This window comes from Arthrobacter sp. B2060, from assembly GCF_059090445.1.
The window spans coordinates 150,788-172,397 of sequence record NZ_JBNHFR010000011.1; the positions used below are offsets into that span (position 1 = coordinate 150,788).

Sequence of the window (21,610 nt, forward strand, 5' to 3'; positions counted from 1 at the left end):
TCAAATCCCCCGCAGACTTGCTCAGCTTCGTCGGACACACCCTCGGCTTCTGGCCGCAGGAGAGCCTGGTCTGCATCACCGTTGACACCGACCGCCTCGGCGCCACCTTGCGGGTGGACCTCCCCCGGCACGACGGCGGCGAGCTGGGCTATGCCCGATCCGCCGCTGGCTACCTCACGCACGACCCGAACGCCACAAGTGTCCTAGACGTTCACCCAATACGATGGCGCCCCCCCCCGCACAGTGCCGCAATCCCCCTGACAGCGACCCAAACCAGCACAACCAACGCCGAATTCATTTCCCGCGGCAGCACGTCGAATTTACTACGGACTTCCAGAAAGGCGACAAGTCTGCCCGGGCACCAGCTCAGACAGGCCTCACGGGTGTGTTGACAATGTCAACACACCCAAAGGCATCAAGAATCCGTCCGTGAAGCCCCGCCGTCGCGCGCGAAGGAATTCAGGAAGACTTGAAAGTCACCAGAATCATGTCGCCGGCGCCTGGCCGCCCTATGAACAGGCGTCGGACAAAAACCGACAACCAAGAACAATCAGAAAGGGCGCGCCGATAGTCACGCTCCAGCAAGCTCGGGCGTTCGCCGCGGCAGAACAGGGTTTCGAATTTAGGCGCGGGACCTGCCACGGATGAAGTGGAAGACGAGGACGACCACGGCTATGACCAAAAGCAGGTGAATTAACCCGCCGCCGATGTTGCCGAGCAGGCCGAGAAGCCAGAGAACTGCGATGATGATGGCTATCCAAAGCAACACGAGAGTCTCCTTCGTTTGGGCCGATGGAAATGCTCATTTTTGGGCCCCGGCCGCTATGCGTACTTATGTTGCGGGCAGGAGTGACATGACTGCGAGACAATCGCCCAGGGGCGCTGCCGGCAAGGATCGTCCTCGTACTCATCGGGCCCGACTCCACATCTCCAGCGGTGATGATTATCAGCCTATGTCAGGATGAGGTTGCCGGAAATAGCCATACCTCGCCTAATTAGCTAGAGAACTCGGGACAATTAGACGGTCACCGTATCTCCCGGCGCCTCGTGGCCGCCGCCCCAAGCCGCGTACCATGCGGCGATATGGGAGATAAAGATTCGGTCAGCTGCTTTTTCGCCGGAGTTCCGCCACTTCGGGACGCGACGCGAGATCGGACAACTACTTGCTGAATCAATTCAGGTGCCCATCCCGCGGGCAGGTCCGGCCTCCACCCCTCCTCCCCTTAGGTGACGAAACAACGGTTATCGGCGCCCGAAAATAGGCGGGTAGTGACCGAAAAGGGGCTGCTCCTGGCCTCGGCCCGGATCGTTTCTTCGCCCCCAAGTGCAGGGATCAGAACTGTGCAGCTTGGGCCCGGTCGTTAAGAGCGAAGAGCTGAAGTTCCTGGCTACATCGCCTATCGCAGAATTGAAGCGTCGCGCTCAACCCACCCCGAACCTCTTTCGCATGGTTCGGAGCCTGTCCTCGAAGGTCACCAGATTGATGTCCAGGATCGATCATCACGTGTCCAATGAGCGTCTGGAGGCCGATAACGCTCCAGACGCTTCCAAGTTTGGCCTTGGCCCTCTTTCGTACTAGCCCGTGTTAATCGACTCGGGGCTGGGTATGTCGCCGCAAAGTCGGCACCCGGACTTAACGAGTCGATGACATCGGCAGCAAACCAGCGCCCTATGCCTCTCCGGCGCCAACCTTTCAATCAATCTCACGCGCCTGCTGGCCGATTATCTTGCCGCCCCCAATTTGCCTTCCGGTTATGACCCCTATGGGCGTACCCTTAAATGAATGTCGTTCGTTTTATGAGACTTGGGTTCAAGCCGCGCCGTCGTCGTTACCGATTGAGCCAGTCCGCCATATCCAGTGAAGGAAGATCATGGCAAGCATGAGTACTGAGCGGAGCGAGGTTACTGTCGGGAACTGGCAGAAGCCGGGCAGTTTGGCGTGGTCCTTCCTGCACATGGACGAACTGTTTCCCGGAGCTCAGATCAAGGCCCGGGACTCCCCCGTCGCCGAACTGCTCGAAAGCCGGGCAGATTTCCGCGGGCTCACGGTAGTGCTGCCGGACGGCTCAGGCGCTACGGTTGCCGAAATTCTGGCGACCACCAAAACGGACGCCTGGATGGTCCTGCGAGGCAATGAGGTGCTCGTCGAGGAGTATTTCGGCGACATGGGCCCTGGTGAGAGGCACCTGCTTATGTCCATCAGCAAGTCCATCGTTTCCACGGTGGTCGGTGCCCTGGTGGCTCAAGGAAAGATCGATGCCTCTGAAGGGGTAGACCACTACATCCCGGAACTGGGTGCGTGCGGCTACCGCGGCGCGACTGTACGGGACGTACTGGACATGCGCAGTGGCGTCAGGTTTTCCGAGGAGTATCTCGACCCTTTGTCCGAAGTGCGGCAACTGGACAAAGCCGTGGGCTGGGCGCCGCGCCGTGACGGCGAAGCGGCAACGCTCAAACAATTCCTGGTGACTTTGGAGCAGGAGCGCGAACACGGCGGTCATTTTGAATACCGCAGCTGCGAAACTGATGTCCTTGGCTGGCTATGCGAGGCAGTGAGCGGCCGGAAGTTTGCCGATCTCGCCTCCGATATCCTCTGGTCACGGCTTGGCGCCCGCCATGACGCTTTCATCGCCGTCGACGCCGAGGGCACCGGAATGTTCGACGGCGGAATCTGCGCGTCGCTGGAGGACATGGCCCGCTTCGGAGCGATGATTCGCGACGGCGGGGTCTCATTGGGTGGCCAACGAATCCTGGAATCTGCGTGGGTTGATGACATCTTCGCCGGTGGGCAGGATTCCGGAGAGGCGTTCGCGGCAGGGAAGGAATCCGAGGTGATGCCTGGCGGGAAATATCGCAGCCAGTTCTGGTTCCTCTCCCACGATTGGGATACGGCCTACTGTCTGGGTATCCATGGGCAGATGGTTTACATCAACCGCAAGACAGGCGTGGTGGGGGTCAAATTCTCCTCCGCTGCACTACCTGTTGATCCGGTCGCCGGTGCTGCGGCAGCAGCGATGTTCGAGGCCATCAGCAGGGCCCTCATCCGATGACTAATCCCGGGCAGTGCAGGAACAGCCTGAGGTGAGTGGGTAAGCTGGCGGGCGGCCCCGGGCCGCCCGCCTGGTAGTAGATTGCCGAACCTGCTCAGGCCACGGACACCTGCTGGTCCACCACCACTTCGCCGTCCACCATCGTGAGGATTACCGGGGCGTGCGCAAACTCGTCCGGGTCCGTCGTCAGCGGGTTGCAGCCAAAAATGGTCAGATCGGCCCGTGCGCCGACTTCCAGCTCTCCGCCCTTCTCACCGACCGACTGCCAGTATTGGTGGTGTAGCCTTCCAGGGCAGCGCGAGCGGAAAGTGCCTGTTTCGGCTGAACGGGTTCGATGTCGGGCCGGCGAGCTGGTCGGCGGGTCTGGGCGGCGGCAATGATACCGCGAGGATCGAAAGGCGCGACGGGCCAGTCCGATCCAAGGGCAACCACGGCCCCGGCGTCCCGGAGATCGCGCGTCCGCCAGGCGTGGTTGGCCCGCTCCGTGCCCAGCCTGCGGGACCAGTTGTCGGTGTGGTCAGCCCGGCTGTACAGGGTGCAGTGGGTGGGCTGCAGGCTCGTGGTGGCGCCGGCGTCGACTATGTCTTTCAGGACGGAGTCAGGAATGGACTCGACGTGCTCAATCCGGTGCACAGTCCCGTTCGGAGCCAGGGCTCCGATGGTCTTTGCCACGAAGGCCACGGCCTTGTCCCCGATGGCATGCGTCGCGGTGGGGACCCCGTTCTCGTGGAAAAACTTCATGGCGGCGGCGAGTTCCTCCGGCTGCCGCCACAGCGGATGCAGGGACTCCCCGTGGGTGTCAGCGTCAAACAGCCATGCGGTGCCGTTGTCGATAGTGCCGTCCATCATGAGTTTGATGCCATGGACGTACCAGCGACGCCCCCGCCGGCCCTGCAACGCCAGAATAGCGTCAAGGTCCTCCTGGGTAGCTCCCGGCATGATCCACGGCGAGACCCGCAACCGGATGGCGAGCTCACCACACTCTTCCAACGCCTCGAGCACGTCAAGGGAATCGGGGTGGCCAAGGTCCAGCATGTGACCCGCAACCAGGCCGGTCTCCGCCATTGAATTCAGGAGCCGGTCAAGCTCCTCCACTCGCTGTTCAAACGACAGCTCCGGCAGGATGGCCCGGACCAGGTCCATCGCCGCCATCTCGTAGAGCATGCCGCTTGGCTTGCCGTCCAAGCCCACCCCGACATATCCGGAACCGTCCAACTGCTCCTGGACGGTTACGCCCGCGAGCCTCATCCCGGCATCGGACACCAAAGCTCCGTGCGCATCGAACAGGGTGATGAACACCAGCTCCTCATCCAGGATCCCCCGGAAAAGGTTGTTGCTGAAGTCCCCGTCGCCAAAGATGACCGGGTCGAGTCCCCAAGCGAAGAGCCAGTCCCTGCCGACGACGTGGTCCGTTGCTGCGGCGTAGTCCGCGAGGGCAGCACGGACGGCCTCAAATTCCGTGACCCCGCTCAGGTCCAGGCCACGGGCTACGCTCGCGCCAAGGATCGGGTGGATGTGTGCGTCGATCAGTCCCGGAGCGACGGTGGCGTCTCCGACGTCGATCACGCGGCCGGCGCGGGCCATCCAGTCCGCGGCGTCCCAGGAAGGCCCGACGGCGGCGATGCGGCCGCCGGCGACGGCCACGAATCCCGCTACTTCCTGGAGCTTCTTGCCATAGAGGATGCTGGACGAGAGGATGACGAAGTCGATGGGCTCCGGGGTGTTCAAGGCTGGCTCCTGTTGGGGTTGGCTGGATTGCGGGACCCCTGGGAGAACTCAGGCGTCGCCGTCGATGGCCGTCCGCAATCCGGCCGACAGGACGTCGGCGAGGAACGCGAAGCGGTCCACTGGGCTGGTTGTTACGGCTTGCTGCGCCGCTGATAGGTGGGGGTAAGTCGGCCGGTCCTCCTCGGCGATGCTCCAGGCGGACTCCATGGTGATGGCATCGAGGCTCGCGCCGATAGCGGCGCTGTCCAGGGTCTCCAAAGTAGGGACGACAAGGTGCGCAGGCACGCCCGCACCGATGAATACCTCTGCGAAACGGTCGTAGAGGGCGAGTGCCGCCGGATGCGATACCGGCTGGGTGAGCAGCTCCGGGAGAAGCGCAGGCACCTGGCTGTAGGCAATCCTGAGTGCCTCGAAAATCTGGCGGACGGCCGCATCCAGGTCGCCGGAAGGTAATCCGGGAATGCGGACCTCCTCTACCAGGGATCCCCGGGCGAGTTCGACAATTTCCTGGCGGCCTGTGACGTGCTTGTAGAACGAGGACTGCCGGACCCCGAGCCGTGCTGCGAGGCGGGGGATGGAGAGCCCTTCCTCCTTCTCGAACATCTCCAGCGCTGCACGTCCAATGGCCTTCCGGGAAAGCCTGGGGCTCAGCGGCCGCCCCATCCGGCTGGTTTTTTCGGGAGTCTGCATGTCTCAAGACTAGGCTCAACAATCCGCGTGACCGATTCGCTGGTAGGCGAGCGGATTCACGCGCCGCAACACGATGGCCAGGATGATTCCGGCGACGCATACCAGCGGGGCCGTGACCAGGAGGATGGTGTTGATGGGGTCCCCGTCAGGGAGGCCGGTGATTAACTCCGCGTTATCCATCATCAGGTAGGCCACCACGATCATGATCAGGCTGGCTGCCACGGCCGAGGGAATGACGTACCAGCGCAACCTGTTGTTCTTGCGCCGGGCAAAGAAGACCACCACGCCGACGCCGGTGAGCGCCTGCAGGAGCAGGATACCCACGACCCCTGGTGTGTTTGCCCAGATGAGGAACTGGGTGAACGGGTCGAGTTGGAGCAGGGCTGCCCCGGCCACGAGGACCAGTGAGAGCAGGGTCTGTTCAAAGCCGGCCGCGGACGGTGTGCCATGGCGGGGACTGATCCGGCCGGAGCGCTTCGGGAAGATGCCTTCGCGGCTCAAAGAAAGCGTGTACCGGTTGATGGTGTTGTGGAAGGACAGCTGGGACGCGAAGATGCTGGTGACGATCAGGACGCTCATGAGGTTCACGCACCATTCACCGGCAAACGTTCCGGCCATGATGTACGCGGTGTCACCGGTATCCAGGTGTCCGGCGGCGAAGGCCTGAATGGTTTTCGGTCCGAAGGCCTGGACAATCACCCACACTGCGAACGCGTAGAAGGCCCCGATGAAGGCAATGGAGATGTACGTGGCGCGGGGGACACTCCGCTCCGGGTCGCGGGCTTCTTCGCGGTAGAGGGCGCCGGATTCAAACCCCATGAAGGCGGAGAAGCCAAGGGCTATGACCGCGGCGAACTGCGGGGAGAAGATGGCGTCCGGGCTGAAGGATTCGAAGCCGATGCCTTCCGCCCCTCCTTGGGCCAGGACGTATGCGGCAACGAGGGCGACGATAGCGGTTTCGAGGGTGAGCAGAACAGCAAGGACTTTGGCGCCGACGTCGATTCCGCGCCAGCCCAGGTACCAGACGGCTCCGATCGCCACGACAGCGTACGCCCACCAGGGCAACTCAATGCCCGTGAGGGATTTCATCGCCAGATCCGCCTGGATGCCCAGCAGTCCGTAGAGGCCGATCTGAATGCCGTTGTAGCTCATCCAGGCGGTGAGTCCGGAGCCTAGTCCGATCACACGCCCCAGGGATTTGGCGATGTAGCCATAGAAGCCGCTGTAGGACTTTACGTGGCGGGTAAGCGCCATGAAGCCGATGGCGAAGAGGGACAGGCCCAGGGCAGCGGCGATATAGATGACAGGGGCACCGAGGCCGCCCACCGCGAGGGCGAGTGGTGCGATGCCTACCACGATGGTCAGCGGCGCTGCCGCTGACACCAACATGAACACAATGTCGCGGGTTCCGATTGCGTTCTTCTTCAGTCCAGCCGCGGGGGCGGGATTTGTGGGCGGCACCGTTGCCGCCGCTTGATTAGTGAAAGCCATTCACTTATTGTTGACCTGGGTCACATGCCAAGTCAAGAGCGCAGCCTGTTCGACCCTCCCCACGAGTGCAGCCGAGACGTCGGCCCCTTACCTTCTGCGCAACGTTGCGCAGAAGCGGACCTACCCATATACCCCAAGGATTCCCATGAGCAATGTCTCGCAACAGGAGCGGGTGGTGCGCAAGCACACCTCGCTTCCGGCAGTTGCCGCATCCAGCCTGGCCGGCACAGCAGTCGAGTGGTACGACTTTTTCCTCTACGGCACAGCAGCTGCCCTTGTTTTCAACAAACTGTTCTTTCCCAGTGCCGACCCCTTTGTGGGCACCATGCTGGCCCTGGGCACCTTCGCGGCGGGCTTTGTTGCCCGCCCGCTGGGTGCCATCGTCCTCGGGCATCTGGGCGACAAACACGGGCGCAAGTCCACGCTGGTGGCGAGCCTGCTCTTGATGGGCGTCGCCACCTCACTCATCGCCTTCATCCCGCCATACGCCTCCATTGGCATTGCCGCTCCCCTGATCCTCCTCTTTCTGCGCCTTGTGCAGGGTTTCGCGCTCGGCGGCGAATGGGGTGGAGCCGTCCTGCTTGTCTCCGAATACAGTGACCACAGCACCAAGCGCGCGTTCTGGGCTTCGTGGCCGAACGTTGGCCCTCCCTTGGGCAACCTCATGGCGGCCGGCGTCCTGGCTGTTCTGGCCGCCGCAATGCCGCCGGCGGAATTCCTGGCATGGGGCTGGCGCATCGCTTTCGGGCTCTCGGCGCTGCTCGTGATCATCGGGCTGGTCCTGCGGTTGTACGTTCAGGAGACCCCCCTCTTTTTGGCATCGCAGGCAAAGGCGGACGCCGACCATGCCAAGCAGGCCAAACTTCCCCTGGCCGCCCTGTTCCGCGGCCATTGGAAAGAGATCCTCATCGCCGCCGGAAGCCGGATGGGTGAGAACGCGGGCTTCTACATCTATTCGCTGTTCCTCATCACTTACGTCACGGAGATTCTGAAGATGGACCGTCAGACCGGCCTCACCGCCGTTATGATCGGCCAGGGCGTCGCCGTCGTAGCGATTCCCCTCCTGGCAATCTTCGCGGACCGCATTGGACGCAAGCCCATGATGGTTGGCGCCTCCGTGGCCACGGCAGTCTGGGGTTTCGCTTTCTTCGCCCTCCTGGACTCCCGCCAACCGGGTCTGATCATTCTGGCGGCAGTGGGTGGCCTGTTGATTTTCGCCGCCTACAGCTCGGTCATTGGAGCCTTCTTCTCTGAACTGTTCCCCACCAAGGTCCGCTACAGCGGAACGTCGGTGGCGTACAACGTGGCATCCCTGATCGCAGGCTCGCTCTCACCCATCATCGCCCTTGCCCTCTACCAGGCGTTCGGCTCGGGCCAGGCCATCGCGCTCTACCTGGTGGTCATGGGGGTCATCTCCATTGTCGCTGTTTCCTTCGCCAGGGAAACCAGGGACATCAGGCTCAGTGAGCTCGACGAGGTGCCCGGCACGAGGGCACAGCCATGACCGCCACAACCTCCACACATCAAGGAGCACCCATGGACCTTGCACTCGTCCAGCTGTCCAGCCCGGACAACGAAACCCAGAGCCAGCGCAGCGATCGCGCAGAGGCAGTGCTGCGCGAACAGCGCGGAGCAGACCTCATCGTCCTCCCGGAGCTCTGGAGCGCAGGCTACTTCCACTTCGGGCAGTACCCGGAACTTTCCGAGACCGTGACCGGCCCAACGGTGGCGATGTGCGCAGCCGTGGCAAAGGACCTCGGCGCCTACGTCCATGTGGGAAGCATCGTGGAACGGATCGACGGCCCAGCCACGGATGGATCTCCCGCTTTCCGGAACACCTCGGTCCTGGTTGATCCCCAGGGCAACCTCGCCCACCGGTACTCCAAGCTCCACGTCTTCGGCTACAAGTCCCTTGAAGCGGACCTGTTGGCGCCGGGAATCTCGCTGCCTGTCGCGGCAACACCCTTTGGACAGATGGCGGGAACCACCTGCTACGACCTGCGCTTTCCGGGCCTGTGGTTAGAGCTCAGCGTCCGTGGTGCCGAAATCGTCATCGTCCCTGCCGCTTGGCCGGCCGCTCGCCGGGAGCACTGGAAGCTCCTGACGTCAGCACGCGCCGTCGAGCACCAGGTCTTTGTCCTGGCCTGCAACGCCGCCGGCACCCAGGAAGGTGTGGAACTTGGCGGCACCAGCCGCGTCATAGACCCTTGGGGCCGCCTTGTGGCAGAAGCCGGAACCGGCGAAGAGGTCCTCCGTGCCAGCATCGACCCCGGCCTTGTCCAGGCCACCCGCAGCGAGTTCCCGGTCATCGCCGACCGGCTCGCAGACTACTCGGGCCTTGCCCGCTAACACCAAGAAAGAAGATCCATGAAGACCAGCACGGAAACGCTGACATTCAACGTCGCCGGCACCGGCGGGACGATCGAACTCACCGGATTCCACACCGTCGTCGCCGGATACACCGGCCGTGACGCGGCAGCCGTCCAGCACCACATCGACGAACTTGCCGCCATCGGCGTTGCACCGCCGCACGAGGTCCCGATGTTCTACCCCGTGGACAGCAATACCGTCAGCTCCGCGGCGGAACTGACGGTAACCGGAGACAAAACATCCGGCGAGATCGAACCCCTCTACGTCCGGCACGGCGGACGCTACTACCTCGGCATCTCCTCGGACCACACGGACCGCCATATCGAAACCTTCGACATCGGTGATTCGAAGCGCGCCTGCCCTAAACCCGTGGCTGGGACCGTCATCCCCGTCGACAGCCTGCAGCGGCTCTCGCTCGATGACTGCCGGGCGAGGAGCTGGGTGGACGGCCGCCTGTACCAGGACGGAACCCTGGACGGCCTGCGCACGCCGGTCAACGTCGTCGAACTTCTCCTGGAGCGCACCGCAATCGGGGGCGGTGATTTCATCTGCCTCGGCGGCACCCTGCCCGTCATCGGCGGCGACTTCATCTACGGCCGGGAATGGCGGCTCGAACTCGCCTTCCCGGACGGCACCACCATCAACCACACGTACACCATCACGAAAGGACACCAGGCATGAGGACCGGAGACCAATACATCAAGACGCTCAACGACGGGCGCACCGTACTCATTGACGGCGAAGCGGTGGACAGCGTCGCCGAACACCCCGCATTCCGCAACGTCACCCGCACCATCGCCGAGCTGTACGACATCGCCGCGGACCCCGCCAACGGAATGCAATACCACAGCGCAGAAATCAACGGCACCGCCAACCGCGTCTTCAGCATCCCCCGCACCGCAGAGGAGCTCAAGCTGCGCCGCCAGGCCGTTGAACGCTGGGCCAAGCACACTCACGGCTGGGTAGGCCGCAGCCCCGATCACGTGGGCACCTTCTTTGCTGCCTTCGGCGCTCACCCGGAGGTCTTTGAGGACTCAGAGCGCGATTTCGCCGGAAACATCCGACGCTTCTACGAGCGGATACTCGCCGAGAACCTCTACGTTTCCTACGCGATCATCCCGCCCCAGGTTTCCCGTTCGACGACGGCGTCCGGCTGGGAGGGCGACTTCCTGCAGGTGGGCGTCGTGACGGAAACGGAGGAGGGCCTGATCGTCCGCGGCTCGCAGATGCTGGCCACCGGCGGCGCTATCGCCGACGAAGTGTTCGTCACCTGCATCAAGCCGCTCGGCCCGGACGACGTTGACTTCGCCATCAGCTTTGCCCTGCCCGCCGCGACGGACGGCCTGAAGTTCCTCTGCCGCCGCCCGTTCGCCCCGGCCGCCACCAGTGAGTTCGACTATCCCCTGACCAGCCACTACGACGAACCGGATGCCTTGGTTATTTTCGAAGACGTCTTGGTCCCCTGGGACCGCGTTTTCATCGACCGCAACGTGGACACCATGCGACGCCAGTTCTTCGACACCGGTGCCCATGCCCTGGGCAACTGGCAGGCCCAGACGCGCTTCACGACTAAGCTGCAATTCATCGCAGCCGTGGCTCGCAAAATCACCCAGGTCAACGGCACGGACAAGATTCCCGGCGTCCAGGAAAAGCTCGGTGAACTTGCGGCACTGGTCTCCTCGGTCGAATCCGCGCTGATCGCCGCCGAGTACACGGCTACGACCGACTCCTCCGGGATGCTTGTCCCCGGCAAGCGTTCCCTCTACGGGGTCATGGGCCTGCAATCCGAAACGTACCCGCGCGTCATCGCCATCCTCCGCGACCTGGTGGGTGGCGGCGTCCTGCAGCTGCCCTCAAGCGTGGTGGACATGAAGAGCCCGGTGACGGCACCTGACGTGGAGCGCTACATCGTCTCCCCCGGTGTGACGAGCGAGGAACGCATCAAGCTCTTCCGCCTGGCCTGGGACATCATCGGTTCGGAATTCGCTGGCCGCCACCAGCAGTACGAACTCTTTTACGCCGGCGCCCCCTTCGTGGTGAAGGGTGCCTACACCTACCGAAACTATGGCTACGAAGCGCAGGTCGCGGAACTCGACGAGTTCCTGGCCACCTACGGCGTTGACGGACGCCAGGAGGAGAACTAGAAATGGCAAAGCCCGAATTTGAATTCACTCCCACGTCTTCAGTGGAGTTCACGCCGTGCGTGCCGCACATTGAGGGTCTCTCCGAGGCAATCCTCGCCCGCAATGACTCGGATGACTCGGTAACCCGGATCCTCAAGTTCGAGCCAGGCACGGACACGTCCCCCAACGGCGCGCTGGCCCATGACTTCTGGGAAGAGGTCTTTATCTTTGAAGGTTCCTTCGTGGACCAGCGCCTTGGCAGGACCTTCAAGGCCGGCGACTGGGCCACCCGTCCGCCGGGCATGGAGCACGGCCCCTGGATTTCCGAAGGCGGGGCCAAGATGTTTGAAGTCCGGTACTACCAGGACGGAAACAGCTGACATGGGCACCCCAGCAGTTTTCGCCATGCCCGATGGGCTGGCCATGCGCCGGACGATGGGCCGGTTCCTCACGGGTGTTGCCGTGGTGACAACGGAACACGACGGCGAGCAGTACGGCATGACCATCAACTCGTTGACATCCATCAGCCTGGACCCGCCCATCCTGATGATCTCGCTGAACTTCAACACCCGTACCGGCGATGCCGTCCTCGCCAGCGGGAAATTCGCGATCTCCATCCTGGGCGCCAAGCAGGAAGCCGTGGCACGCCAGTTCGCCCAGCGGGGCGGGGCCCGTTTCGAGACCGGGGACTTCGACAGGACCGAGCGCGGGCTGTCAGTGGTCAGCGGTGCGCTGTCCCAAGCAGACTGCAAAGTGGTCCATCAGTACGACATCGGTGATCACCAGGTGTTCTTTGGGCAGGTTGTGGCCTGCCGTGACCGTGACGGGGAGGGCCTGGCATTCAATGCCGGAAAGTTCGGATCATTCCGGGACTTCAACCACGACGCCATGCCCTGGACGTTCTAGGAACGGAACCATCGCCGTCACCGTTGCCCCTTCCCGGGCAACGGTGACGGCAGGCAGTTACGCACTGCCCGTCGTTGGGCAAGCGAACCGGCCAAGTGCTCAACACATCGCTCCCCCGGCTGATACTGTCGCGCCTCGCGAACGACAGGTTTGGTGACTCCTTCCACATAGCCACCGACTTGAACAGACAGAAGGCCGGTTATCGGCGTTCGAAACTAAAGAAGTTGCCGGAGAAAAATAACGTATCGACCCACCGACTCACCGGCTACGTTCCCCGTCGAGCCCCCTTGCCGAGCGAGTGGGGAGGTCGCTGGCTCCTTGGCTTATCGAGAATTCGTCTTGACAAGGGACGGGGGGCACTTCACAATCAAGTGGAGCGCTCCATAAGCAAGCCATGGAAACTTCTAAGGAGGGCTGGTAAGCCAGGCGACGACGTCGTTCGGGGCTACTGCAAAACCGACGTCTCCGGGGCTACAGGAAACCACGGTACCCCTGTCGATTTCGACGCCAACCAACAGCCACGGCCAGCAAACAGCCACCCAGCTACAGGAACCCGAAGCGCGGCATGATGCATTTGAACCTCGACATTGACCGGAACTCTCCTGTGCCCCTTCACCACCAAGTGGCGCTAGTTTTCGAGGAAGCTATTCGCGATGGTCGTCTTGCCCAGGGGCAACGGCTTGAGAGCGAGATTGCCCTCTGCGCGCGGCTTCAACTCTCCCGCCCCACTGTGAGGCAAGCCATGGACTCGCTCGTTCGGCGCGGACTACTCGTGCGGAAGCGAGGGGTCGGAACTCAGGTGGTGGGCGGGTCCGTTCGGCGACCCGTCGAGCTCACGAGCCTCCACGAGGACCTCCTGGCGGCTGGCCATGACCCGACAACGCTTGTCACATCTTTCGGTTGGGAGACGGCCGAGAGGAACATCGGTGAAGGCCTCGGGCCGGCCCCAGATATGCAAATTTGTCATTTCACCAGAATCCGGTGCGTCGGCGGACAACCGCTGGCACTGATGGAAAATTGGGTTTGCGGCACAATCAAGGGCCTGTCCGCCCAAGCACTCGAAACGGACAGCCTGTATGACGTGCTGAAGCGCGCCGGAATAAACCTTCGCGTCGCCAGCCAGAGCATCGGTGCCGCCAGTGCCGACGACGACCAGGCAGCAGTCCTGAACATCCCGCCCGGTGCCGCTCTCGTGACCGTGAATCGAAGGGTCGCTGATGACACTGGCCGAGTAATCGAGATGGGACGCCACTTTTACCGCGCTGACTCTTACACCTTCGAGATGACGCTGGTCGGTACCTGCGAATGAGGTAACGGGGCATTGGCGGGGAAAGCCCCGCCGCTGCAAGGTTGCCACCGCTCGAAGTTTTCAGCGGCATGGCGATGCCCGCCTCATGAATGTGCGGTAGTCAGGCCGGAGGGGCTGTAGATTCCCTGAGCACGAGTTCGGGGCCCACCAGCACTGTCCGCGGCGGCGCCGTAGGATCCGTTACGCGGGCAAGAAGGGCCTTTGCGGCTTCAATGCCGACCTGCCCGCTTCGATCGTCAATTGTGGTCAGTCGCAACAGGTTGGCGGACGCAAGGGGCGAATTGTCGTACCCGATGAGTGACAGATCACCGGGGATGTTCCGTCCCCTGTCGCGGGCGGCACCCGCAGCGCCAAACGCCATAGTGTCATTGGCGGCGAAGATGGCGGTGATTGAGGGGTTCTCATCCAGCAGCTTCAGGGCCGCTTGGTAGCCGTCGGATTCCGTCGTGAGTCCGTGGCCTTGGGCGATGTGCGCTCGTAGCCCACGTTCATGCATCACGACTTCGAAACCTTGGGCTCGCAGGCGGGCGGCGCCTCCCCCGCCGGTGAGATGGCCAATTTCACGGTGGCCCAAACCGAGCAGATGCTCAGTGGCCAGCCGAGCGCCCGCCAAGTCATCATTCGCAACGACGTCGGCACCAGGAACGGTTGTGTCTCGGTTTCCGGCGACAACCACCGGAACGTCTACGCCGGTGAACATGCCCTCAGATGGCTCTGTGGCAATGACGATGCCGTCAACCCGCAGGGATATAAAGCCGTCCACGGGCGTCCTGTCAATGTGCGCATTGAAGGAGGGGTCTGCCACCGCGACGCGGTAACCGTGGGGCGCAAGTTCATCATGCATTCCCCCCAGTAGTCCCACGAACCAAAGGTTCCGGTAGTCATCCAGCACTACGCCAATGGTCTTTGACGTGTTGCCGGCCAAGGCTGCAGCAGCACGGCTGGGACGGTAATTCAACCGTTCCATCGCTTCCTCGACAGCCGCCCGGCGGGCAGGTGACACGCCTGCGGCTCCCCTGAGGACCAGCGAGACGAGGGACTTGGATACTCCCGCAGCCGAGGCCACGTCGTAAATGTTTGGGCGCCTGCCGCTGGTCTCCTGCGTCATTCTGCCATTCTTACTCATTCCTCCTCCTTCAAAGACATTGACAGGACAAAGCTGTGGGCTTATCGTTTTTCTGGAGCGCTCCATTTCACATTACCCCCACTTCAGCTGCTGTGTCCGCGCAGCTCCGGCTGAGTTTCAAAGGAGAAATCAATGCCCAAAGATATCGGCGTCGCCGTCATCGGGGCGGGTATGGCTGGTAAGGCCCATGCCGCTGCCTTCCGCACCGCGTCCGCACTCTACAACCCTGTTCTTCCACCGGTTCGGCTGGTCTCCATCGGGGACGTGAATGCTGAGTTTGGTTCCATCGCAGCAAAACGGTTCGGGTATGAACGCAACGACACCTCGTGGCAGGCGATTGCCGAAGCCGACGACATCGATGTCGTCAGTGTCGTCATCGCAAACTCCCTGCACCGTGAAGTGGTCGAGGGACTCCTCGCAGCGGGCAAGCATGTACTCTGCGAGAAGCCGCTCAGTGACACCCTGGAAGACGCACGGGCCATGGCCGAAGCCGCTCGGAACGCCTCCTCCATCGCCCGGATCGGCTTCACCTTCCGCCGCACTCCCGGCATCGCCTACATCCGTGACCTTATCCAGAACGGAACTCTCGGAAATGTGCTGCACTTCAGCGGCCGCTACTGGACGGACTACGGCTTCAGCCCCGATGCCCCCATGAGCTGGCGGTACAAGGGCGGCCCCGGCTCAGGTGCGCTGGCCGACGTCGGATCCCACCTCACGTACGTCGCGGAGTTCCTCTGCGGAGACATCCGCTCCATCAGCGGCGGACGCTTCAGCACCGCCATCAGCAAGCGCCCGCTCCCCCTGGGAGCCGTCATGGGCCATGACCACGCAGCCGTCAGCGACGTCTTCGAGAGCGTAGAAAACGACGACTACGCAGCGTTCTCCGCCGAGTTCGCCCAAGGCTCGGGCGGCTTTGAAGTCTCCCGCGTCGCCGCCGGACACGCCAACAGCCTCATCTTCGAAGCCTTCTGCGAGAACGGTGCAGCACGCTTCGATCAGCGCCGCCCCGCAGAAATCGAACTCTTCCTCAACTCCGGCCCCTCCTCGGAGAACGGCTACCGCCAGGTCATCCTCGGACCCGAACACCCCTACCTGGCCGGCGGCCTGGCCATGGACGCCCCCAGCGTGGGCTTTGGCCAGAACGACGCCTTCGGCTACCAGGCCCGGGCCTTCCTCGAAGAGGTCGCAGGGATCGACGAAGCATCCTCCCTGCCCCGCTGCGCCACCTTCGATGAGGGAGTGCACAACATGGAACTGCTCGCCGCCGTCGCGGAATCAGCGGCCGGCGCCGGAAAGAAGGTAACCCTGTGAAACTCGGCGTCTACAACGCGATCCTGCACGACCGGCCGCTCCCGGAAGCACTAAAAGTCATCGCCGACCTCGGCCTGACCGGCATCGAAATCAACTCCGGCGGCTTCCTGCCAGCCGTGCACATCCCCACCTTCGATGACATCCTCGAAAGCGACGCCGCCCGCGACGACTACCTCGCCATCTTCGAGGGAACCGGGGTCTCCATCGCCGGGCTGAACTGCAACGGCAACCCCCTGCACCCGAACCGCACCATCGGCGACAAGCACGCCGAAGACATCCGCCGCTCCATCCGCCTGGCGAACCGCCTCGGACAGAACCGCGTGGTCACCATGTCCGGGCTCCCCGGCGGCGAACCCGGAGCCACGGTGCCGAACTGGATCGTCAACGCCTGGAACTCTGCAGCCCTGGACGTGCTCGACTACCAGTGGGGCATCGCCTCGGACTTCTGGAAGGAAACCGACCGCCTCGCACGTGACCTGGACGTCAAGGTAGCCCTGGAACTGCACCCGCAGAACCTCGTGTTCAACCCCGCAGATGTGTACAAACTCGTCGAACTCACCGGAGCAACCCACGTCGGCGTCGAGCTCGACGCCTCCCACCTGTTCTGGCAGCAAATGGACCCCGTCGCCGTCGTCCGCGAACTGGGCCCCTTGGTCCTCCAGGCCGCAGCCAAGGACGTGCGGGTCAACAGGGAAACAGCAGCCATCTACGGCGTCCTGGACAACCGTTTCCGCAGGCTGTCCCCCGAGGAGAACCGCACCAACCTCGGCGGCGATGAATGGGCCAACGAATGGCCCAAGCCCGCCGCGTGGGACTTCGTAGCCCTAGGCAAGGGCCACGACACCGCCTACTGGACCGAATTTCTCCGTGCACTCCACGAAGTGGACCCCAACATGCTCGTCAACATCGAACACGAAGACGTCGAGCTCGGCCGCATTGAAGGCCTGGAAGTCGCAGCCAAAGTCCTCAAGGACGCAGACGCAGCCCTGGCCGTCCCGGCGTAAGGACGTGGGGCCGCTTACGTGGCGGCCCCACAGCCCGCCGTTCCCGAAAAACCAACCAGCGAATACTGGATTTCCGATGGCTCGCAGAGCAGCGGCCGTCCTAAGGAGCAAAAGTGCCTCTCGTACGCATCGACGTAAACCAGGGCCGTAGTACGCAGCAACTGCAGGATTTGAGTCGGGCCATCCACGACGCCATCCTCGCTGAATACGGCATTCCGGAGCGGGACTACTTTCATATCCTCACCGAGCACCCGGACGGCCAGATCTTCGCACAGGACGCCGGCCTCGGCTTTGAACGGTCCAGCGACGTAGTGATGATTCAGATTTTCACCCAGGGCGGCCGCAGCCAGGAAGCCAAACAGTCCCTGTTCGCCACAGTTGCGGCCCGGCTGAGCGACCTGGGAGTAGGCGGTGAAAACGTATTTATCGGCTACACCGAGAACACACCCGGCGACTGGTCCTTCGGCTTCGGCAGGGCACAATACGTCACCGGTGAGCTGGCCGTACCCAAGAAATAACCCAAAGTTCCCAGCACCCGCTCCCGCTTGCGCTTGGCCACTAGGGTCACGAGCGCTTGTTCCGTAACTCACGGAGTACCAAATAGAAAGGTCCGCGATTACCGTGACCCACGAACTGCTCACGATCGGGCGAATCAGCGTTGATATCTACCCGAATGACATCGGGGTGGGATTGGAGGACGTGACGTCCTTCGGCAAGTACCTCGGCGGATCACCGTCCAACGTCGCCGTCGCCGCCGCCCGCCATGGTCGCCGCACTGGGGTCATTACCCGCACCGGCGATGACCCCTTCGGCACGTACCTGCACCGCGAATTGGAAAAGTTCGGTGTGGATGATTCCTTCGTCACCCCGGTCCAGGGGCTCCAGACGCCGGCGACCTTCTGCGCCATCCAGCCGCCGCATGATTTCCCGCTCTACTTCTACGGCCGTTTCCCCACGGCCCCGGACCTGCAGATCAAGGCTGACGAGCTCGACACTGAGGCCATCCGGCAGGCACGCATCTTCTGGTCCACCGTTACCGGCGTCTGTCAGGAACCGAGCCGTGAAGCGCACATCAAGGCCCACGAAGCCCGCCCCCGCACCGGTCTCAAGGAAGGCCAGTACACCATCCTGGACCTTGACTACCGCCCCATGTTCTGGGCCTCCGAGGAGGAAGCCCGGGCCGAAATAGCCAAGATCCTGCCGGACGTTACCGTCGCCATCGGCAACGACCAGGAATGTGCCGTGGCCGTCGGGAAGGGCACGCCTGATGAGCAGGCGGACCGCCTCCTGGCAGCCGGCGTGGAAATCGCCGTCGTCAAGCTCGGCCCCGAAGGCGTGATGGCCAAGACCCGCACAGAGCGCGTGGTCTCCGCCCCCGTCCCTGTTGAGACCGTCAATGGACTGGGTGCCGGTGACTCGTTCGGCGGAGCCTTTTGCCACGGACTGCTGTCCGGTTGGCCCCTGGCCCAGGTCCTCGACTACGCAAACGCAGCCGGCGCCATCGTTGCGTCCCGGGTGTCCTGCGCCGACGCCATGCCCACCCCGGCCGAGGTCACCTCCCTGCTGGCCGAGCGGGGACGACTTGTTCCCGGCACCTCAATTCCTGAAGGAGCGGCACTGTGAGCCTCAACCCTGGCAGCGCCACCCTTACGGTGGATGATGACCCCCGCCGCTACGAACACCTGAGCCGCATCCGCCTCGAGGACCCCGATGCCGTGGCCCGTGCCGCCAAGGCGCGCCGCCGCCACCCGGGGCCGAAGGCGGGCCGGCAGAACTTCATTGTCGCTGCCGACCACCCGGCCCGCGGCGCCCTTGCCGTCGGCAGCGATCCGGTGGCCATGGCGGAGCGCCGCCAGCTGCTGGACCGGCTGCGGATTGCGCTGGCCAACCCGGCCGTGGACGGCGTGCTCGCTTCCCCGGACATCATGGATGACCTGCTGCTGCTCGGTGCGCTGGAGGGCAAGCTGCTCTTCGGGTCGATGAACCGCGGCGGCCTCACCGGGCTGGTCAACGAATTCGATGACCGCTTCACCGGCCATACCGCTGCCGCCCTGGAGGCCCTCGGCGCCGACGGCGGGAAGATGCTTACCCGCATCTGCTTTGAGGACCCGGACACCGTGGTCACGCTGGAAGCAACCGCCAAGGCCATCGACTCCCTGGCCGGACGCAAGCTGATCGCGATGGTGGAGCCCTTCCTCTCCGTCCGCGTCAACGGCAAGGTCCGCAACGACCTCTCAACCGATGCTGTGGTCAAGTCCATCGCCATCGCCGAGGGCCTGGGCTCCACCAGCGCCTACACCTGGATGAAGCTGCCTGTGGTGGCGGAGATGGAACGCGTCATGGCGGCAACCACCATGCCCACCGTCCTCCTCGGCGGCGACCCGGAGGGAACGCAGAACGAGGTCTTCGCCAGCTGGGAAGCGGCGCTTGCCCTCCCCGGCGTGCAGGGACTCACCGTGGGCAGGACCCTGCTGTACCCGCAGGACGGCGACGTTGCCGGCGCAGTCGCCGCAGCGGCTTCGCTCCTCCACCACACCAAAGAAGTCACGGAGTAAGCAATGGCAACCCGCAGAATGACCGTGGCGCAGGCCGTGGTCGAGTACCTTTCCAAGCAGTACACCGTTGATTCCGTGAGCGGGGTCGACTTCCGGGAGCGGCTGATCCCGGGTACGTTCGGCATTTTCGGGCACGGCAACGTGGCCGGTGTGGGCCAGGCGCTGAAGCAGTACCAGCAGCTCGATCCGGCGGTCATGCCGTACTATCAGGGCCGCAACGAGCAGGCACAGGTCCACCAGGCTGTCGGCTACGCCCGGCACACCCGGCGCCGGCAGACGTTCGCGATCAGCACCTCGATCGGTCCGGGTTCCTCCAATCTGCTCACCGGCGCGGCGCTGGCGACGACGAACCGCCTGCCGGTGCTGCTGCTGCCCAGCGACACCTTCGCTACTCGTGCGGCCGATCCCGTACTGCAGCAGCTGGAGCAGCCGTACGCGTACGACATCACGGTCAATGACGCCTTCCGGCCGCTCTCGAAGTTCTTCGACCGGGTCTCCCGGCCCGAGCAGCTGTTCTCCGCGTTCCACCACGGCCTGCGGGTGCTGACCGACCCGGCCGAGACCGGCGCGGTGACCATTTCGCTGCCGCAGGACGTCCAGGCCGAAGCCTTTGATGTGCCTGAGGAGTTCCTGGCCGAACGCGAGTGGCGGATCCGCCGCCCTGAAGCCGAGAACGAGGACATTCGCCGCGCTGCCGAAGCGATCCGTGCGGCGAAGCGCCCGCTGATCATCGCCGGCGGCGGCGTGCTCTACGCCTACGCGAACGAGGAACTTGCCAAATTCGCCGAACTCACCGGCATTCCGGTGGGCAACACCCAGGCCGGAGTCGGCGTGCTGCCGTGGGACCACAGGTTCTCGCTCGGAGCCATCGGCTCCACGGGCACGACGGCGGCCAACGCCATCGCTGCCGAGGCGGACCTGATCATCGGGATCGGCACGCGCTACGAGGACTTCACCACCGCGTCCCGGACCGCGTTCCAGAACCCGGACGTGAAATTCATCAACATCAACGTCGCCGCCATCGATGCCTACAAGCACGGCACCACGCTGCCCATCGTCGCGGACGCCCGGAAGGCCCTGGTCAAGCTGAACCAGGCCCTCGGCGGCTACCGCGTGGGCGCGGACCTGGAACAGCAGGTCGCTGCCGAGAAACAGCGCTGGGACGCCACCGTGGACGAGGCCTTCGGCACCCGGTACACGCCGCTGCCCGCGCAGAACGAAATCATCGGAGCCACGAGCCGGGCCATGGACGCCCAGGACGTCGTGATCTGCGCCGCGGGCTCGCTGCCCGGTGACCTGCACAAGATGTGGCGGGTGCGCGATCCGTTCGGCTACCACGTGGAATATGCCTACTCCTGCATGGGCTACGAGATCCCGGGCGGTCTGGGCGTCAAGCGGGCCGCGCTGGCAGAGGCCGCTGCCGGGGGAAAACAGCGCGACGTGGTCGTGATGGTGGGGGACGGCTCCTACCTGATGATGCACACGGAACTGGTCACCGCCGTCGCCGAACGGATCAAGCTGATTGTGGTCCTGATCCAGAACCACGGCTACGCCTCCATTGGCTCCCTCTCCGAATCACTCGGTTCACAGCGCTTCGGCACCCAGTACCGCGTGCTGGACGAGGAACAGCACAGCTTCGACGACGGCGAAACCCTTCCCGTGGATCTGGCCACCAACGCTGAGAGCCTGGGCGTGAAGGTGATCCGGATTGAACCGGGGGAGAAGGTCATCGCCGAACTCGAGCAGGCCATCCGCGACGCCAAGGCAGCCCCGGAACGCGGAGGACCGATCCTCATCCACGTCGAATCCGACCCGCTGCTGGATGCCCCGAGCTCCGAATCCTGGTGGGATGTCCCCGTCTCCCAGGTCTCGGACCTGGAATCGACGCAGCAGGCGTACAAGACGTACGCCGACCACAAGAGCCGCCAGCGCAAGCTGCTCGGCTGA

General features: G+C 63.6%; 21 protein-coding genes and 1 pseudogene. 16 read left to right on the forward strand and 6 right to left on the reverse strand.

All coding sequences use genetic code 11. From position 1 onward, the window contains the following. Window positions 1-17 precede the first annotated feature (17 nt). On the forward strand, window positions 18-392 hold the full coding sequence (locus AC5RUM_RS17885) for a DUF4192 family protein (protein ID WP_494036216.1): 375 nt from the start codon (window positions 18-20) through the stop codon (window positions 390-392). A gap of 230 nt (window positions 393-622) precedes the next feature. Here the strand turns inward: AC5RUM_RS17885 and AC5RUM_RS17890 are convergent, their stop codons facing one another. Then, the gene (locus AC5RUM_RS17890) at window positions 623-769 is read right to left on the reverse strand and encodes a lmo0937 family membrane protein (protein WP_494036217.1); all 147 of its coding nucleotides are present in this window, start codon (window positions 767-769) and stop codon (window positions 623-625) included. Between the two features lie 1,102 nt (window positions 770-1,871). Here AC5RUM_RS17890 and AC5RUM_RS17895 point away from each other — a divergent pair. Then, window positions 1,872-3,050 (forward strand): serine hydrolase domain-containing protein, encoded by a 1,179-nt coding sequence (locus tag AC5RUM_RS17895; RefSeq protein ID WP_494036218.1) that lies wholly within the window; start codon window positions 1,872-1,874, stop codon window positions 3,048-3,050. Between the two features lie 94 nt (window positions 3,051-3,144). Here the strand turns inward: AC5RUM_RS17895 and AC5RUM_RS17900 are convergent, their stop codons facing one another. The 4 genes from AC5RUM_RS17900 to AC5RUM_RS17915 are packed head-to-tail and all read right to left on the reverse strand — an operon-like array spanning window position 3,145 to window position 6,959. Next, window positions 3,145-3,288 carry a hypothetical protein gene (locus AC5RUM_RS17900; RefSeq protein ID WP_494036244.1) on the reverse strand — a complete coding sequence of 48 codons (144 nt, stop codon included), beginning with the start codon at window positions 3,286-3,288 and terminating at the stop codon, window positions 3,145-3,147. Continuing rightward, window positions 3,261-4,778 (reverse strand): amidohydrolase, encoded by a 1,518-nt coding sequence (locus AC5RUM_RS17905; RefSeq protein ID WP_494036219.1) that lies wholly within the window; start codon window positions 4,776-4,778, stop codon window positions 3,261-3,263. The genes AC5RUM_RS17900 and AC5RUM_RS17905 overlap by 28 nt, the downstream gene beginning before the upstream one ends. Window positions 4,779-4,826: 48 nt before the next feature. Then, window positions 4,827-5,468, reverse strand: a complete 642-nt coding sequence (locus AC5RUM_RS17910) for a TetR/AcrR family transcriptional regulator (RefSeq protein WP_494036220.1) — start codon at window positions 5,466-5,468, stop codon at window positions 4,827-4,829. Between the two features lie 15 nt (window positions 5,469-5,483). Continuing rightward, entirely contained in the window at window positions 5,484-6,959 is a 1,476-nt protein-coding gene (locus AC5RUM_RS17915; protein ID WP_494036221.1) for an APC family permease, read from the reverse strand. Window positions 6,960-7,104: 145 nt separating this feature from the next. Here AC5RUM_RS17915 and AC5RUM_RS17920 point away from each other — a divergent pair, with 145 nt between their 5' ends. The 8 genes and pseudogenes from AC5RUM_RS17920 to AC5RUM_RS17955 all read left to right on the forward strand — a co-directional run bounded on the left by AC5RUM_RS17920 (window position 7,105) and on the right by AC5RUM_RS17955 (window position 13,667). Then, the gene (locus AC5RUM_RS17920; RefSeq protein ID WP_494036222.1) at window positions 7,105-8,463 is read left to right on the forward strand and encodes an MFS transporter; all 1,359 of its coding nucleotides are present in this window, start codon (window positions 7,105-7,107) and stop codon (window positions 8,461-8,463) included. A gap of 32 nt (window positions 8,464-8,495) precedes the next feature. Next, window positions 8,496-9,308, forward strand: coding sequence for a carbon-nitrogen family hydrolase (locus AC5RUM_RS17925; protein ID WP_494036223.1), 813 nt, complete (start codon window positions 8,496-8,498; stop codon window positions 9,306-9,308). An 18-nt stretch (window positions 9,309-9,326) separates the two neighbouring features. Further along, window positions 9,327-10,010, forward strand: a complete 684-nt coding sequence (locus AC5RUM_RS17930; protein ID WP_494036224.1) for a DUF2848 family protein — start codon at window positions 9,327-9,329, stop codon at window positions 10,008-10,010. Further along, entirely contained in the window at window positions 10,007-11,473 is a 1,467-nt protein-coding gene (locus AC5RUM_RS17935; RefSeq protein WP_494036225.1) for a 4-hydroxyphenylacetate 3-hydroxylase family protein, read from the forward strand. Before AC5RUM_RS17930 ends, AC5RUM_RS17935 begins: the two co-directional genes overlap by 4 nt. A 2-nt stretch (window positions 11,474-11,475) precedes the next feature. Then, complete coding sequence (locus tag AC5RUM_RS17940; protein WP_487442504.1) at window positions 11,476-11,832, forward strand: cupin domain-containing protein; 357 nt, start codon at window positions 11,476-11,478, stop codon at window positions 11,830-11,832. A gap of 1 nt (window position 11,833) precedes the next feature. Continuing rightward, window positions 11,834-12,358 carry a flavin reductase family protein gene (locus AC5RUM_RS17945; protein ID WP_494036226.1) on the forward strand — a complete coding sequence of 175 codons (525 nt, stop codon included), beginning with the start codon at window positions 11,834-11,836 and terminating at the stop codon, window positions 12,356-12,358. Between the two features lie 568 nt (window positions 12,359-12,926). Beyond that, a pseudogene (locus tag AC5RUM_RS17950) lies at window positions 12,927-13,100 on the forward strand (GntR family transcriptional regulator); the annotation flags it as partial. Between the two features lie 114 nt (window positions 13,101-13,214). Next, complete coding sequence (locus AC5RUM_RS17955; protein ID WP_494036245.1) at window positions 13,215-13,667, forward strand: GntR family transcriptional regulator; 453 nt, start codon at window positions 13,215-13,217, stop codon at window positions 13,665-13,667. 100 nt (window positions 13,668-13,767) lie between these two features. Here the strand turns inward: AC5RUM_RS17955 and AC5RUM_RS17960 are convergent, their stop codons facing one another. Further along, window positions 13,768-14,793, reverse strand: a complete 1,026-nt coding sequence (locus AC5RUM_RS17960) for a LacI family DNA-binding transcriptional regulator (RefSeq protein WP_494036227.1) — start codon at window positions 14,791-14,793, stop codon at window positions 13,768-13,770. Between the two features lie 132 nt (window positions 14,794-14,925). Between AC5RUM_RS17960 and AC5RUM_RS17965 the strand changes: the two genes are divergently transcribed. The 6 genes from AC5RUM_RS17965 to iolD all read left to right on the forward strand — a co-directional run bounded on the left by AC5RUM_RS17965 (window position 14,926) and on the right by iolD (window position 21,610). Continuing rightward, window positions 14,926-16,104 (forward strand): Gfo/Idh/MocA family protein, encoded by a 1,179-nt coding sequence (locus AC5RUM_RS17965; RefSeq protein ID WP_494036228.1) that lies wholly within the window; start codon window positions 14,926-14,928, stop codon window positions 16,102-16,104. Next, entirely contained in the window at window positions 16,101-17,108 is a 1,008-nt protein-coding gene (locus tag AC5RUM_RS17970; RefSeq protein ID WP_494036229.1) for a sugar phosphate isomerase/epimerase family protein, read from the forward strand. Before AC5RUM_RS17965 ends, AC5RUM_RS17970 begins: the two co-directional genes overlap by 4 nt. Before the next feature lie 113 nt (window positions 17,109-17,221). Beyond that, the gene (locus tag AC5RUM_RS17975; RefSeq protein ID WP_494036230.1) at window positions 17,222-17,626 is read left to right on the forward strand and encodes a tautomerase family protein; all 405 of its coding nucleotides are present in this window, start codon (window positions 17,222-17,224) and stop codon (window positions 17,624-17,626) included. Between the two features lie 103 nt (window positions 17,627-17,729). Further along, a complete protein-coding gene (iolC, locus tag AC5RUM_RS17980; protein ID WP_494036231.1) occupies window positions 17,730-18,731 on the forward strand; it encodes a 5-dehydro-2-deoxygluconokinase in 1,002 nt (333 codons plus the stop codon). Beyond that, a complete protein-coding gene (locus AC5RUM_RS17985) occupies window positions 18,728-19,663 on the forward strand; it encodes a Cgl0159 family (beta/alpha)8-fold protein (protein ID WP_494036232.1) in 936 nt (311 codons plus the stop codon). The genes iolC and AC5RUM_RS17985 overlap by 4 nt, the downstream gene beginning before the upstream one ends. An 18-nt stretch (window positions 19,664-19,681) precedes the next feature. Then, a complete protein-coding gene (gene iolD, locus AC5RUM_RS17990) occupies window positions 19,682-21,610 on the forward strand; it encodes a 3D-(3,5/4)-trihydroxycyclohexane-1,2-dione acylhydrolase (decyclizing) (RefSeq protein WP_494036246.1) in 1,929 nt (642 codons plus the stop codon).

Excerpts from the sequence above, each read along its gene's own strand:
- AC5RUM_RS17895 (WP_494036218.1), top strand. The coding sequence starts at position 1,872 with ATGGCAAGCATGAGTACTGAGCGGAGCGAGGTTACTGTCGGGAACTGG.
- AC5RUM_RS17910 (WP_494036220.1), bottom strand. The coding sequence starts at position 5,468 with ATGCAGACTCCCGAAAAAACCAGCCGGATGGGGCGGCCGCTGAGCCCC.
- AC5RUM_RS17915 (WP_494036221.1), bottom strand. The coding sequence starts at position 6,959 with ATGGCTTTCACTAATCAAGCGGCGGCAACGGTGCCGCCCACAAATCCC.
- AC5RUM_RS17920 (WP_494036222.1), top strand. The coding sequence starts at position 7,105 with ATGAGCAATGTCTCGCAACAGGAGCGGGTGGTGCGCAAGCACACCTCG.
- AC5RUM_RS17925 (WP_494036223.1), top strand. The coding sequence starts at position 8,496 with ATGGACCTTGCACTCGTCCAGCTGTCCAGCCCGGACAACGAAACCCAG.
- AC5RUM_RS17930 (WP_494036224.1), top strand. The coding sequence starts at position 9,327 with ATGAAGACCAGCACGGAAACGCTGACATTCAACGTCGCCGGCACCGGC.
- AC5RUM_RS17935 (WP_494036225.1), top strand. The coding sequence starts at position 10,007 with ATGAGGACCGGAGACCAATACATCAAGACGCTCAACGACGGGCGCACC.
- AC5RUM_RS17940 (WP_487442504.1), top strand. The coding sequence starts at position 11,476 with ATGGCAAAGCCCGAATTTGAATTCACTCCCACGTCTTCAGTGGAGTTC.
- AC5RUM_RS17945 (WP_494036226.1), top strand. The coding sequence starts at position 11,834 with ATGGGCACCCCAGCAGTTTTCGCCATGCCCGATGGGCTGGCCATGCGC.
- AC5RUM_RS17960 (WP_494036227.1), bottom strand. The coding sequence starts at position 14,793 with ATGAGTAAGAATGGCAGAATGACGCAGGAGACCAGCGGCAGGCGCCCA.
- AC5RUM_RS17965 (WP_494036228.1), top strand. The coding sequence starts at position 14,926 with ATGCCCAAAGATATCGGCGTCGCCGTCATCGGGGCGGGTATGGCTGGT.
- iolD (WP_494036246.1), top strand. The coding sequence starts at position 19,682 with ATGACCGTGGCGCAGGCCGTGGTCGAGTACCTTTCCAAGCAGTACACC.